The organism is Parapedobacter deserti (assembly GCF_042646065.1).
GTDB classification, from domain to species: Bacteria; Bacteroidota; Bacteroidia; order Sphingobacteriales; family Sphingobacteriaceae; genus Parapedobacter; species Parapedobacter deserti.
The window spans coordinates 264,293-278,764 of sequence record NZ_JBHRTA010000022.1 but is presented as its reverse complement, the minus strand read 5'-3'; the positions used below and the strand labels follow the sequence as shown (position 1 = coordinate 278,764).

At 49.9% G+C, this 14,472-nt stretch carries 13 protein-coding genes and 2 pseudogenes; 3 read left to right on the top strand and 12 right to left on the bottom strand.

The genetic code is table 11. The annotated features are described in order from the left end of the window. Positions 1-89: 89 nt before the first annotated feature. The 8 genes and pseudogenes from tnpC to ACFOET_RS07980 form a co-directional block, all read right to left on the bottom strand. A pseudogene (gene tnpC / locus ACFOET_RS08015) lies at positions 90-788 on the bottom strand (IS66 family transposase); the annotation flags it as partial. A gap of 97 nt (positions 789-885) precedes the next feature. Further along, positions 886-2,118, bottom strand: a complete 1,233-nt coding sequence (ltrA, locus tag ACFOET_RS08010) for a group II intron reverse transcriptase/maturase (RefSeq protein ID WP_379021352.1) — start codon at positions 2,116-2,118, stop codon at positions 886-888. A gap of 60 nt (positions 2,119-2,178) precedes the next feature. Continuing rightward, positions 2,179-2,445, bottom strand: coding sequence for an IS66 family insertion sequence element accessory protein TnpB (tnpB, locus tag ACFOET_RS08005; protein WP_379021350.1), 267 nt, complete (start codon positions 2,443-2,445; stop codon positions 2,179-2,181). Then, a complete protein-coding gene (gene tnpA, locus ACFOET_RS08000) occupies positions 2,445-2,732 on the bottom strand; it encodes an IS66 family insertion sequence element accessory protein TnpA (protein WP_379021348.1) in 288 nt (95 codons plus the stop codon). The genes tnpB and tnpA overlap by 1 nt, the downstream gene beginning before the upstream one ends. A 72-nt stretch (positions 2,733-2,804) precedes the next feature. After that, a pseudogene (locus ACFOET_RS07995) lies at positions 2,805-3,047 on the bottom strand (IS256 family transposase); the annotation flags it as partial. A gap of 87 nt (positions 3,048-3,134) precedes the next feature. Next, the gene (locus tag ACFOET_RS07990; RefSeq protein WP_379021344.1) at positions 3,135-3,395 is read right to left on the bottom strand and encodes a hypothetical protein; all 261 of its coding nucleotides are present in this window, start codon (positions 3,393-3,395) and stop codon (positions 3,135-3,137) included. Positions 3,396-3,453: 58 nt separating this feature from the next. Further along, positions 3,454-4,128 (bottom strand): DUF4145 domain-containing protein, encoded by a 675-nt coding sequence (locus ACFOET_RS07985; protein ID WP_379021342.1) that lies wholly within the window; start codon positions 4,126-4,128, stop codon positions 3,454-3,456. Positions 4,129-4,143: 15 nt separating this feature from the next. Further along, on the bottom strand, positions 4,144-4,554 hold the full coding sequence (locus tag ACFOET_RS07980; protein WP_379021340.1) for a helix-turn-helix domain-containing protein: 411 nt from the start codon (positions 4,552-4,554) through the stop codon (positions 4,144-4,146). 1,122 nt (positions 4,555-5,676) lie between these two features. Here ACFOET_RS07980 and ACFOET_RS07975 point away from each other — a divergent pair. Genes ACFOET_RS07975 through ACFOET_RS07965 form a run of 3 tightly spaced genes read left to right on the top strand, consistent with a single transcriptional unit; the run spans position 5,677 to position 11,636 of the window. After that, positions 5,677-6,999, top strand: a complete 1,323-nt coding sequence (locus tag ACFOET_RS07975; protein WP_379021338.1) for a TlpA family protein disulfide reductase — start codon at positions 5,677-5,679, stop codon at positions 6,997-6,999. Between the two features lie 18 nt (positions 7,000-7,017). Then, positions 7,018-10,242, top strand: coding sequence for a SusC/RagA family TonB-linked outer membrane protein (locus tag ACFOET_RS07970; protein WP_379021336.1), 3,225 nt, complete (start codon positions 7,018-7,020; stop codon positions 10,240-10,242). An 11-nt stretch (positions 10,243-10,253) separates the two neighbouring features. Further along, a complete protein-coding gene (locus tag ACFOET_RS07965) occupies positions 10,254-11,636 on the top strand; it encodes a RagB/SusD family nutrient uptake outer membrane protein (RefSeq protein ID WP_379021334.1) in 1,383 nt (460 codons plus the stop codon). A 61-nt stretch (positions 11,637-11,697) separates the two neighbouring features. Here ACFOET_RS07965 and ACFOET_RS07960 read toward each other — a convergent pair whose 3' ends face one another. The 4 genes from ACFOET_RS07960 to ACFOET_RS07945 all read right to left on the bottom strand — a co-directional run bounded on the left by ACFOET_RS07960 (position 11,698) and on the right by ACFOET_RS07945 (position 14,411). Next, positions 11,698-12,057, bottom strand: coding sequence for a hypothetical protein (locus tag ACFOET_RS07960; protein WP_379021332.1), 360 nt, complete (start codon positions 12,055-12,057; stop codon positions 11,698-11,700). 170 nt (positions 12,058-12,227) lie between these two features. Continuing rightward, positions 12,228-12,863 carry a MauE/DoxX family redox-associated membrane protein gene (locus ACFOET_RS07955; RefSeq protein WP_379021330.1) on the bottom strand — a complete coding sequence of 212 codons (636 nt, stop codon included), beginning with the start codon at positions 12,861-12,863 and terminating at the stop codon, positions 12,228-12,230. Beyond that, positions 12,839-13,246, bottom strand: a complete 408-nt coding sequence (locus ACFOET_RS07950) for a hypothetical protein (RefSeq protein WP_379021328.1) — start codon at positions 13,244-13,246, stop codon at positions 12,839-12,841. The genes ACFOET_RS07955 and ACFOET_RS07950 overlap by 25 nt, the downstream gene beginning before the upstream one ends. Positions 13,247-13,385: 139 nt before the next feature. Beyond that, on the bottom strand, positions 13,386-14,411 hold the full coding sequence (locus tag ACFOET_RS07945; RefSeq protein ID WP_379021326.1) for a helix-turn-helix domain-containing protein: 1,026 nt from the start codon (positions 14,409-14,411) through the stop codon (positions 13,386-13,388). Positions 14,412-14,472 lie beyond the last annotated feature (61 nt).

Sequence of the window (14,472 nt, the reverse complement as noted above, 5' to 3'; positions counted from 1 at the left end):
GTAAACATGTACTCTCTACGCTCCTTCATAATCATATTATTTGTGGGCGTAAAACTACAGCCGATCAGTTAATCAGAAAATATGTACTTGGTAGGCCGGATACATTGGAACGGGTTCACTTCATGTTTCTTGCAGATAGCGAAGAAGGAATAGATCATGGCTGCCCGTTGGGCGGCTTCGTGGCTGCCTGCAAAGAGGTAGTTCTTACGTCCAATCGCCACGGGCCTTATTGCGTTTTCGACAAGGTTGTTGTCGATATGCAGGTTTCCATCGTATAAATAGGCCGACAGTCCATCCCACCGGGCATACGCATAGGCCATGGCTTTACCTATCTGGCTTTTGGGCAGGGTGGATTTTATTTCTTCAAAAATCCATTTCCCCAGCTCGTTGATTACCGGTAGCGACTCGGTCAGCCGCAGTTCCTTGATCTGTTCGGCGGCCAGTTTTTCTTCCCGGGCCTTCCGTTCCACCGCATAGAGCTGCTGGATCAACAGCAGCGCCTTTTCCGCCCGAACTTTGTCATTGTCTAAGGCCCGCTCGAATTCTCTTCGTGCATGTGCCCAGCAGGCCAGGTGGATTACGTTTTTGCTCCGTGCATATTTCTCGTACACCGCATACCCATCTGTCTGCAGGTACCCCCTGAAGCTGCCCAATATGGGCAACGGGGCGCTGCTGCCCCGGGTGGGGCTGTAATCGAAAAGTACCGTTCCTTCCAGCGGGGCATGGTACACCCAATAGTATCCCTGGTGGGCCGCGCCTTTTTTATCGCTGTCCAGCACTTTGATGGGGTCGAGTAGGTAAGGGGAATTTCACCCCGAACCTCTCACAGCACCGTGCGTGACAGTCTCCCGTCACACGGCGCTTCCAAATCAGCTTTTACTTTATTTAGTACGGTCTGGCAAGCGTCCAGTGGATGAATAGTTTTGGGTTCTGGTTATAGATTTTCCTCAACCACTGATGTGCTCTCCTTCTTCCCATCTTTTTACGTCTCATAACCCATCGTACCAACTTGAGGTTAATCCAATACCAAAGTCCGTACACCGTCCATCTTGAATACACACAGTAGTAATTAATCCAACCTCTGGCCATTGCGTTCAGGCGTTGGGCGATGTCTTGCAGCTTTCCCATGAAACGCCTGTTCACTACACTCTTCACTTTCTCTCGAACGGATTTCTTCGCATCCTGACTCATACACGGAAAATACGTAAGTTTCCAGCCGTTTTTGGTTGGCCTGCCCAATGGTCGAAATGTATGACCAAGGAAGGTGAACGAAACCGGTACTGGATTTGACTCTCTGTGGATCGAGTTTTTGCAGTATACGATTTTTGTTTTCTCGCTGTTGAGTTCAAGTTTGCACTCCTTCATACGCTTGGTTACCGCATTCTTGATAAATACAGCCTGATTCCAAGTGGTACAGTGGATGATGGCGTCGTCGCAATACCTTTGAAAAGGCATATTACTGTGATGCTTTTCCATCCATTTGTCGAAAACGAAGTGCAGGAAGATGTTGGCCAGTAGAGGACTTATCACTCCACCCTGAGGTGTCCCTTTTTCGCGTTTGTGCACTTTACCCTCACGTACTACGCCCACTTCAAGCCAGCGTTCGATGTACATAATTATCCATTTCTCATCGGTATATACACGCACGGCTTTCATGAGTAGTTCGTGATCAATGTTATCGAAGAAGCCACGAATGTCCAGGTCCACAACCCAGCTGTAGTACCCACAGTTCCGCACCGTTTTAGCCAGCGCATCATGCGCACTCTTGTTCGGACGATAACCGTAGCTGTCCTGATGGAAACTCGCCTCCACCTTGGGTTCAAGATAGCTTTTGACAACCTGTTGGGCTACCCGGTCTGACACCGTAGGTATTCCGAGTCCTCGATAACCTCCACTTTTCTTGGGAATTTGCACTTCCCTTACTGCTTTGGGATGGTAACTGCCCGAGGTCATACGGTTCCAGATTTTATATAGATTACCCGCTAACCGTTCCTCAAACTGTTCCAGACTCTGCGTATCAATCCCAGCACTCCCCTTATTTGCCCGTACTTTTCGGTAAGCATCCAACACCATTTTCTTGGTGATTGGATGTTGCTTTGTTTCATAGTAATCAATCATCCGTTTTACTGTTGTTGTTTATATGAAACTGATCTGGTCACTCCCTTTCCTCCATTTCCATTACAGAAGTTTCATCGGTACTACGGAGTGATCCGTCCCTATGGAAGGCTTTGGCAATTTTGACCTTGTACATGTGTTGCACTTGTGTCCTTGCCTTGGCATCCTCCCATAAGTTCCCTTGTTCCATACGAACACGAACACATCCCCGCCAGTGGCCCCACGGCCCAGACCGGAGGACAACAGCCCGCAAAGCCCGTCGAAACTTTTCCGCATATCGCAATGCCCGTTGTATAAGTAATAACGGTGAGAGGAACCCAGGCTGAACATCAGGCAAGGGCAATCAGCCCGGACAAAAGCCCCAGATCGGCCGAAGGAACTTCCAGCCGTACACCGTTGGGGTAAACAACGGATAAAACAGGATGGCCTGCATTACGCGGTGAACCCATCGGAATGAAACCGCTCTCACCGCCGGACGCATTCTCCTTCCAGCGACTGATCCAATAACTGAACTTACCCAGGGTGATGCCATGCTGCAGACAGAACTCCTGCCGGGTCAAACCACTCTCACGCCACTGGCGGACAAGGGTAAACATATAGTCTCTACGCTCTTTCATATCAAAAATATTTGGGCGTAAAGCTAACGACGATCAATTAATCCGAAAAGATGCAGTTGGTCGGGCGGATACGAAGCTTCCGCCGCTCATACTCCTGACCGTCTTTTTACTCTTGCCGTTACGGCGGTTGGACACACCGGAGGCTTTTTCCTCCCCCAGATGGTTCTCCAGCTCGCCATCGAGCATCGACTCCAATAGGTGTTTCATCAGTGGTGCAAAAACACCGTCCGTGCCACCGGCTTTCTTACCAGCGTACAAACCTTCCATCGCTTCCTGCTTGAAGCGCTCAAAGTCAAATGGGGTTTTCTCTTTCATTAACATGTCACTTGATATTTCGAATTTAACTATTTATTCGTTTTATCCAGTGACACAGTTGGCGTTACACTCTCTCGCTAGGTTTATTTATTGTGAACGCGTCCGTTGTAACTTCGGAGCGTCATATATGGGGTCAAAAGATTGAAACCTACGCAAAAACTCCCAGTCATAATCTTTATCGGTAGTTGGCGATTCATATCTACCAGGATCGCCGTAGGTTTTATTCCCCCATTCGTCTCTTATGGTTACTCCATAACTCGCTCTCACTTGGTTTTCACCAAGATTTTTCAGCTGGAACGGATGTGCCAACTCGGATTCACTTGGACTGATATCGTAAAAAGGATTCATGATTTTTTAGGCTTGTCATACAGATATAGGTTAACCTAGCAATTTAAACTAATTCATTTTACACTTTTTTAGCCTCCTCTGCTTCTTGAACGTTTGCCTTTTTCAACCCTCTCAATTTCCCCAATAGGCTTTCATATTGATAAACCGCCTTTAGAATTTCTTGTGTAAATTCAATGGAGACTTCGATTTCTTCCTTGCCAATTTCTCCGAATGTGTTAGATTCTATATGGGCTGCATCATTACCTAAAAGCCTTAATTCCTGCATTCCATCCCTTAGTTCTTTAGGAACGACTATTTTGGTGCTTAAATCTTGCAGCCGATCATAAAGAGTTTTTCCTACAGCCCCTCGGTCTTTACAAATTTCTTCCAATGTTTTGCGAATCATTATAGCGGAAGCTATAAAGCAATTGTTTGAGTGGCAGGATATTGCTTCAGAAAAGGCATTTAAAATTTTCTCTGGTATATTTTCCTTATTAAATGGGATTGTTGAATTAGGATAGGTAATATTTACTAATCCAACATGGTCTGCTATAAAGAACAAATGTCCGTGACATTCAGCATTTGGACATCTTCTTAAACCAAGGAAATAAGATAGGACCGATTCCTCTAATGCGAGCACATCCTTTATACCACTTAGTCTTTCAAAAGTGCCATAATGGCCACAATGAGGACATCTTAACGCAACATTTGCCCACTTATCTTCTGATCTTGTTTTAGTAAGTAAAACTTTCATTATTCCAGGGTCTGGTTACGTCTCCTTATCCAACAACTTCATAATCTTTTCATTCATCGCGATTACGTTTTCTACCAGTTTCGTGATAAGTTTGGTTTGTTCTTCGTTGGTTGTGTGAAAGGTGCTGTTCTCTTGAATCGCAATAGGAGAGTGTGGCGAATTGCTATTTTCCACTACATGTCCGGAGTCAGATGCCATTAATTGCAAGGGGTCAATATTCAAAAATTCAGCTACACCTTGAATGATTTCAACGGTTATTTTGTTTTCCCCACGCTCATATTTGGTATAATTGGCTTCCGTCATGCTGAGGTGTTCAGCTACCTCCAACGCTTTCTTTTCCCTGAATTTACGATGCTTTGCAAAATTGCGTCCAATAGCTTTATTTTCAAGGATGGTAAATTGGTTTTCTTCATTTAGTTCGGCCATAGTTACTACGGTTAGATTAAACAACTATTTATAGAGGTAAAACTACTAAAAAAAGTAGCATGCGCAAATTTATTTTTTCAACTTTGTAAAAGTAAGGCTTTAGGAAATGGCTTTACGAATGATTGATAGGATTTTTATCGAGTTGCATTAAGAAAAGGAATAATACATTTTATTAACTTTGTCACCCAATAACGAAATTTAGAGGGTGCTCACAAAAAGCCTCGTGATCGTACAAAGCGTAGGAAACTTTAAGAACACAAGGGCGTGAGTGAGCACCCGGACACCCCATAGCCTGGGGATCCGGGTCAACTTGCGGTTTTGTGTTCCAGGTGCTACCTTTGGTAGTAGCTGCTTCGGCAGTGCCGTCCTACGCGGTCCGTTTGTACGATCAGACCAAAAGTGGCCCGGCTCCTTCGGGAGTTTCACCACCCTAGGACAGCGAGGTTTTGATATTTATCAAAACCTATGGAACCACACAAGCAACATGAGCTAACCAAGCAAACGCCTAAAAAGGGGGAGCATCGCCATTCGGTTCGATCCCGGCCCTGGGTACTATCAACATCCAATCTTTACAAAAATACAGTCAAAGCACCCGTTTGATTCGGTTTAAGAAACCTGAATTAACCATTTTTCTTACACCTAAAAAAACATTAGATGAAGCAATTTTTACGCTTAAGGGGCTTGTATTGCCTAAAGCGAACACAAGCAATTGACCATATACATCAACAATACGCATCGGATAAGCGAAATATTTGCGCAGTAGACTCGCAAACACGTTCGGCTTTTCTTCGTACTTTCTTCCCACTTTCTCCTGACATCTGCTATGGATTGGCTAAGGCCTGGCTAACCCGTCGCTATAAAATCGTTAGCCACCGCATGGCTAGGGGATACCCAGGGGATAGCGGACGGCAGAACAGGGTCAGGAGAAAGTCGGGTAAAGGTATGTCCGCGGTTGGGAGAGCCCAGTCAATCCCGTGCTTGAGCCCACCTTCCCTTACCCTTCCTTCGGGTCCTATCCCCATATGTCCCGCATATACTTCGGTAAAAAGGCCCAAAAGCGACACTTTAGCGAAGGGTAAGCGGCTATATAGCGGGAGAAAGGAACATACGGATAGGCAAGGAATGGGGTGGAGACTTGCTGGAGCCTGCTTGGGGTTTGCTTCGGAGCTTGGGTTGAGCTCCGTGCTAACTCGTTCTGCACTCCATCGACGCCGACCAAGCCAAGCCCAGTCGGAGTCCAAACCAAGACCAAACCAAGTCCAGTCGGAGCTCCGAAGCCATACCGAAGAAATCCCTAACAAAAGACGTGGCCATCGGCATGGCAGTCGAAAAGATATCGAAGACTCATGTGTTTGTACCCATGCGAAGGCCCCAGCCCGTAGCGGGCTGGGCCTCGCTTTGGGGTTGGTGGTGTTGCTGCTATGCGGCATCGCGAAAGCGCAATTCCACCAGCCTTCCGAAGTGACCGTACGGATCGGAGAGACTTTGCCCGAGAGCTTCTTTGAAACCGTTCACCAAGCGGTAAACATGCAAACAGGGGAGAAGGCAACGGTCCGGCTGGCTGACCACCGGGATAAACTGATCATCCTTGATTTCTGGGCAAGCTGGTGCGGTCCGTGCATCCATTCGCTCAATAAACTGGATAGCCTCACTCGCCACGATGGTGACGGATATGTCGTAATTCCCGTCACCTACCAATCCATTGACGAAGCATCCCGCGCCTATGAAAAATACGGCTGGCATTTCAACGGAATTGTTGGCGACACTACGCTGGGAAAAATATTTCCGCATAGTGGCATACCGCACATGGTGTGGGTAAAAGACGGCAAGGTTGCAGCAATGCCCCAAACACAATTCGTTACAGCGGAAAGCATCGGTGAAATGCTGGACAACCGTATTCCGGATATCCCGATGGCCAAATTGATATATAACCCAACAAATCCGCTTAGTACAGACAATGAATCGTACAGTGGAAAACTGTTGTATACGGCTGAGCTCACTGCGGGGGACCCCCGGTTCCAGCAACAACGGCTTGGTTTGGTACATCAAGATGGCATGCTGATCCTGAGCGGGGTAAATCTCCCTTTGGTTGAAAGCCTGCTTTTCGGTGCATATCGGTCTTCTATTGCGCCTGGTCTCGGGCCCCACAACGGAATTGTTTTTGAAACAGGGGATAAAGTCGATTCGTTGTTGCGCATGCCGCGCCCGCTGATTACCCAATACGATGATCCGGACGACTACCGCAGTGCCTATGAAACATGGGTGCGGACGTTCCGGTATTCCTACCGCGTCGCGATTCCCGAGGAAATGGGCGAGGATGCGGCATATGTTGCCATGCAGCAGGATATTGTCCGCTTTATTTACAAACGATTTGGATTGCGGGTCTCCATCGAAAACCGTCCGGATCCGGTACTGGTTATCAACCAACACGAAACAGCAAACTAAACTCTCTTCTTACTCATCATGAAATCTTTCTTATTCATTCTTTTTGCCATGGCCGCCTTTTGCCTGTCCGGCCATGCCCAGACCATGCTTTCCGGAACGGTGACCAATGCGGAAGGCCAGCCGGTAGCGGGCGCAACACTGACTGTACTGGGAAGTGGCGCCATCGGAAAGACGGCTACGGGCGGTCGTTTTTCGCTTGCATTGAGCCGCCTGCCTGACACATTGCTGGTGAGCCATCTCGGTTACCAGAGCTATCGCATAGTGATTGGTACGCACACAGAAAATCCGCTGCAAATCGTCCTGCAGACCGGCAGCCACGACCTCGAGGAGGTAATGGTCAACACAGGCTATTACCAGGTTCCGAAAGAGCGCGCTACGGGTTCTTTCGTACAGATTGACAACCGGCTGCTGAACGACATGGTAACCACCAACATACTCGACCGGCTTGAGGGCGTAGTGAACGGGATGGATATGGACCGCCGGGAAATTTTCGGGGAAAACCCCACGGCGCAGTCGCCGGGTATCCGGGTACGGGGCATTGCTACACTTGAATCGAACGAATCGCCGTTAATAGTGGTCGATAACTTCCCATATGAGGCGGATATCAGCACGATCAATCCGAACGATGTGGAAAGCATCACGGTGCTTAAAGATGCCGCTGCCGCGTCGATATGGGGCGCAAGGGCAGGAAATGGGGTAATTGTGGTCACTACAAAAAAAGGGAGATACAACGACAGGACCACTATTTCAGTGACCTCGAACGTGACCATAGGCGAAGAGCCGGACTTATTCTACAACAACCGGTATCTGCCGGCAGCTACGGTGATGGAAATCGAGGAAACACTGTTTAACCGTGGGGATGTATACCCTGAGGAACCGCAGACGGTGACCCCACCCTACGTCGAGCTGCTTATCAAACAACGCGACGGGGAAATATCCGATGCGGAATTCAACAGACAAAAAGCTGTGCTCCAACATACAGATACACGCGCCGACGCTCTGAAGTACCTTTATCAACCGAGCGTGAACCAGCAATATGCCCTAAATATACGGGGTGGAAGCGCCAACTACCGGTACTATGTATCGGGCGGATATGACAATAACCGGCAATCTGTGGTGGGCAACGGCATCCGACGACTGAACCTCGCTATCCAGAATTCATTGCGCGTGGCTAAAAACCTCGAACTGGATGCCGCGCTTTGGTACACCGGACAACAAAGCCAGAACGATGGCATTACGTATACACACGGATTGTCATCCGGTACGTTGGTGGGTATATCGCCCTACCAGCGGCTTGCGGACGAAGCGGGCAATCCGCTGGCCATACCGAGGGATATCCGCGCAGCCTATGCGGATGGCGCCCCATCCGAAGGGCTGGTGGACTGGAACTACCGGCCACTGGACGAAATCCGATTGGCAGATAACCATAGCAAGTCAACGGAAATCCGGCTTAACACCGGATTGGCGTACCGCTTTTTAAACGCGTTCAACCTGCATGTGAAATATCAGTATATCCGGTCCCAAAGTGAAGGGTACTCCTACTATTCACCGGATACCTATTTCGTTAGGAACTTGGTAAACCGCTTTACGCAGGAGGATGGCTTGCGGGTGATTCCAGCTGGTGGAATACTGGACGGCAGGCCGGATACAGAATCGCTGAGCCATTCCGGTCGTGCCCAACTGGACTTTCAGAAAACCATTGCCGGCAATCACGAACTGACTGCCTTGGCAGGTGCCGAAATCCGGCAACGGGTAGCCGAGACATTGCCGGGGTATCGCATGTACGACTATGACCGCAGCACGTTTATCGGTACGGCAAACCTCGATTATTCGCGGTATTATCCGGTACGACCCGTGGGCGCGATGATGATACCAGGCCCAGCGGCCGTGCACCAGCGGCTCACCGATAGGTTTATCTCCTATTTCGTGAACGGGGCTGATACCTATCGGGGCAAATATACAATCTCTGGCAGCCTGAGGTGGGATGCATCGAATCTGTTTGGCGTTAAAACGAATCAGAAAGGCGTGCCGCTATGGTCTGCCGGGGGATCGTGGGAGTTAAGCAGGGAGAACTTCTACCGCTTCAAGCCGCTGCCCTATGTGCGCATGCGGGTAACTTACGGCAGCAGCGGTAACATAAATCCCGATGTAAGTGCATTTCCCATATTCAGCTATGCCGGAACGGATATACGGACGGGCTTTCCCCGTGCGGCGCTGACCAGTGCCGGCAATCCGGACCTGCGGTGGGAAAAGGTAAACACATTTAATGCGGGTGTGGATATGGGGTGGCTAGCCAATCGTATTACAGGCAGCGTGGAGTATTACCTGAAGAATGCTTATGACCTGATCGGGGTGGATTTTATGGATCCGACGTCGGGGATTATCAAAGGTGCAGTGCCGGCGCTGGAAAACCGGATAAACTATGCGGATCTGCGAACGCATGGGGTGGATATCCAGCTCAACGCCGGCATACTGAAAACCGGATTCCGTTGGGATGCCGGGGTGATTTTCAACTATAACCGCAACAGGATTACACACTATAGTACAGCGGAGGTTAACAACATCAGCACCTATTTTGTGTCGCCTCCACCTACGGCAGGCCAATCCAAGGATGTGGTGTATATGCTTCCGTGGTATGGCCTGGATGGACAGACCGGCAAGTCGTTGGTGATGGTAGATGGCGAGCTCGGGATGGATTATCAGGCCTACTATTCAAGTCGGACGGTAGACGATTTGCTGGTGGCCGGAGTCAGTGCGCCGCCGTATTTCGGCTCGCTGCGCAACACCTTTTCATACCACGGCTTCCAGCTATCCGCTAATATGATCTGGAAAGCGGGCCATGTATTCCGGCGCTCATCGCTCACTCCGGGCGCCGAATACAACGGGCCGGGCAACTACCATATGGATTATTTCCGTCGCTGGCAGAAACCGGGCGATGAGCGGTTTACAGATGTGCCTGCTGCCTCCGATACCTATGATACCTATGAGGCTTCGGCATATAGCCGGTCGGCTGCATTGATCACGCCGGGGCATTACTTACGGCTGCAAGATGTAAACCTGAGCTACACATATAGCGGCGATCGATTGAAGGCAGCCGGACTGAAGCAAATCAAACTCTTCTGCTATGTACGGAATGTGGGGCTGTTATGGACGAAAAACAATGTGGGGATCGACCCGGAGTACATCGATGTGGCCTATCCTGCACCACGTACGTATGCTTTGGGTATCAATGTAGAATTTTAATATAGACCATTATGATGAATATCAGATTGCAGCTTATCATGGGCGTACTCATAAGCGGTTGCCTGGCGTGTGGAAAGGAATTTTTGGACATTAAGCGCGACCAATCACAGGTCATTCCTGAACGGATTGAACACCTGCAGGCGTTGCTGGACGATGCGCATCGGACCATGAACGCCAATTCCAGCCATGAGCTGGGCGTGATCGGCGCAGACGAACTGGAACTGGACTTTCAGGTCTGGCAAAATATTCCGAATAGGCCGTACGAGAAAAATGGTTACATCTGGGCGGACGACGTTTACGAGGGCAATGAGGTCAATGATTGGAACAACGCCTACAGAAGGATTCTCTTTGCCAATACCGCCTTGGAAGGCATTGAAAAAATAACGCCCGCCGAAAGCGAAACAGCGGCGTGGAACAATGTAAAGGGTAGTGCACTTTTCTTCCGGGCGCTCAATTACTACCAGCTGGCCCAATTGTTTTGCAAACCCTTTGACGAAGTTACCGCTGATCGTGATCCGGGATTGCCTTTGCGGCTCGTGCCGGATATAACTGCGCAGAAAGGCAGGGGCACCTTGCGGCAGACCTATCAACAGCTCATTGGGGATCTGGAGAATGCACAACCGTATTTGCCGGAAATACCGATAAATTCCCATCGGCCGGGCAAGGCGGCTGTTTATGCGCTACTGGCGCGTGTATACCTCCAAATAGGCGATTATGAAGAAGCACTAAGATTTGCAGACCTGTGCCTTTCCATCCAGCACGGACTGGTCGATCTGAACGATCTGCCGCTGACGGCGAATTATACATTTCCGACTTACGGTCTGGGTAATCCGGAAGTTATTTTCATGTGCAGCATGACCAACATTGCCGTCGTAACGTCGTCACGCATGAATGTTGGCCGCGCGGTTCTTGAACTCTATTCGGATCATGATTTACGGAAGGCGGCGTATTTCAGGGAAGGCACCAACGGTAATATTCTCTTCAAAGGTTCATACATGGGGTCCGGAGGGCTGTTTACCGGCCTGGCGGTAGATGAAGTGCTGCTTATCCGGGCAGAATGCCGCGCCAGGACGGGTTCGTTGGAAGCGGCGATGCAGGATATGAATAGTTTACTGAAGATGCGGTACGCAGAAGAGCATTACGTACCCCTTGATGATCGGAACCGGGCAACGCTGTTGGATTTTATCATCGAGGAACGGATGCGTGAACTTGTGTTGCGCGGCATAAGGTGGGAAGACCTTAGACGGCTGAACAAGGAGCCGGTGTTTGCAAAAACAATCAGAAAAGTGTTAGGCGAAGATGTGTATTCGCTGGGGCCAGGTGATAACAGGTATGTATGGCCGCTTCCGGATAACGCGATAGACCTTGGGGGATATCTGCAAAACGATCGATAATATGAAAAACCCGTTGGAAAGACCATCACGGTATTCCCAACGGGCATCTTCAATTTTAGGATTACAACTCCCTTTGCGCATGCTCCTGGATGCTCACACCCGCGGGCAGGCTGGTGAGGGCTGTACCATCAGCAATAGGAGTACTTGAAGGATTGTTCAACTGCACAGCACATGTGTTGCCTGCGTTTGTTGTGTTGCAATCGGGATCAGCTGGCTCCTCGGTTTCAGGACCTGAAATCTTCAGGTTGCTGTCGGAATAGTCATCCTCGTTCGCATCAATCCGTTCTACGAAGTACCATTGAGCGGCATTCTTTGAACCGCTCATTTCATTCGCCTTGAATGCCGAAAACCCGACAAACGTGGCCGCCAGGGCCAACATGAAAAAGTACTGTTTAATGTATGTTATGGTTTTATTTACCATGTTATGGACTTTTCTTTCGCATTTGGAAAAAAAGCACCCCAAAAAAAGGTTTTGTTTGTAATTGCAATTTGCTTTGCGCGGTTTGCTTTTTGCAAGGTGCGAATAAGCATATTGCGTGTCTATATATACCCGGTCACTGACGTGGAGATTCCGGTCACGTGCCTCCGCGCTTACCCTAGGCAAGTGCGTATTGCGTACTGTGTACAGGCAGGGTAAAGTGCTAATAAGGCCCTGCGCCTGAAGAGTGCGAACCTCCTTGGAAAACGCTTATGGAACGTAGACACACTTGGTTGGTCAGTGGTGCGCCCTGAAACGGGGGATAATCGATCCGCTTGCCGGAATAATTGGGCCGGCTTGCGGTATGGCCTGCGACGGCCACCCCGACGTGCAGGCCACGTGAGCCATATGCCGATGATAGCCAACAGGAGGGCAACCCCATTAAACCAAAGGTGCTCCTCCCAGGTGAGCCCGCTGATGACTGACCCACAACCGCATGGGCGCTTTTCGTACCAGCCCAGCACACCGAAACCGATGAACAGCGTGAAAGCCAGCATCAGGATGGCCGAAAGCCACATGCCTTGATGCGTGCGCCGCCGGTTCCGTGGCCAGGCGAGCAGCACGGCCGCTCCCAGCTCGGCCAGTGGCAGTAGCCAAAACAGGATATCGGCGCTCCATCCGGGAATCGGCTGACGCCGCAGGGTGCTGTGGAACCCCGCAAGGTCCCACAGCTTCTCTACGGCCACCGACACCCACAACGCCAGGAACGCCAACCTGATCATACCTAATAGGATGGATTTCTTTTCCATAGTCCTTGCTTTTTCTTGATGGTGCGAATGCGTTCGGCAACCACCTGCCTCATGTCGCCGAGCCTGCCATTTTTAGTGCGTTGTGAATCGGTAGCGGTATAAAACCAGAACAGGCTGTCCAGCCAGGCGATGCTGTCTGGATCGGTCACCACCGAGCACTGACGATAGCCCATGGATTTGATGCCGAAGCGCCACTCCACGATGCCTGCGGTTTCCGACAGGTAGGCCACCCGTTTATCCTGGGGGTGGTTGTGGTACAGCTGGATGATGAAGGGCGATGCATAGGTGTCGGCATAGACCACGTTGCCGAATCCATGCAGCCAGTCAAGTGCCAGTTGGCTGGTGTGCTCGCGGAATAGCCGCTGCCAGAAGGCTTGGATCATCGCTGGTGTGGTGGCGGAGCTGGGGTGTCTGGATTTTTCGAGCAATGTTTGAATCGTTTTCATCACATTATACTTTAGTTATGAAAACAAAGGTATACTCACAACCAGTCTGTTAAGTTGTCGCGTATAGACAAACGGTTTAGCAATTCGTGTCGGTTTTGGACAACTGGAGTGCAACACGATAGGCTTGAGGTGAGAGACCGTGATGTTTGGTGAACGCCTTGCTAAAAGCTGCAGTGTGATTATAGCCAAAGATATCGGCGATCTCGTAAATGGGCAGATCGGGGTGATCTGTGAGGTAAGTGCCTGCAGCTTCCATATGCACTTGTTTGATGTAAGCGCTTGGCGCGAGTTGCGTGCCGTTTTTGAAAAGGCGCTCTAATTTTTTGGGTGTGATGTGAAATTGATCAGCTATTTCTTTCGGTTCGGGCGCTTGATGGGTTTCGGAAATAACGGATGCAATGTGGGGTTTTATTTCTTTTAGTTTTTCTTCGTCATAGTGGACTTGCCCCTTGCCGTAGAGCAACCCCTTGAAAGCGGAGAACACCCCTTGTAAGTGGGTCTGCAGGTGTTGGTTGAAGTCTTTGCGGCGATTGATACTGGAGGGGCTGGTTAGCTTGATAAGGCGGCGCATAAACAGGGAGTCGGCTTGGACGGATGGACAGTAGTAGTCGTCCGACTTTGGATTGCCCGCCAACAGTGCGGTCAATTCGGCAAAGTCTTCGCCAATAACGGCCAGCTGTGCCGTATGAATGGTGATACTGATGAGTCGCCCAACGTGAGCAGGTACTCGGATAGTATACCGCTGCCCACCGATACGGGCGAGGTAAGCGGTGCCAGGGGCTGATGCCGCCCAATTTGATGGGATGGATGATCCGAAGTGAAAGTGCCCCTCTAAAACGATGGAAAGTACGTAAAGGGGTTGCCGCACGGGTTGGGTAGACAGCAGGAGCGGTTTGGCACTTTGAGTTTCCAGCAAATCAATGGTGAGTAGGCTGTTCCCATAGTATTGCCGGGTGCCGGTGAATGCCGCTGGCTGCGGGTGGTGGTAAACCACGGTGTTGGCAAAAGGGATGGGATGAGCGCATAGCGGGGCGTGATCGCCGAACCGGTAATGGGTTTCGGCGACTTGGAAGGGAAAGTCTATATGGAATAAAACAGACACGCCTCGTAGCTTACCTTGCAAAGGTAGCCGCAGGAGTAAAAGGCCGTATTAACCCGCGTTA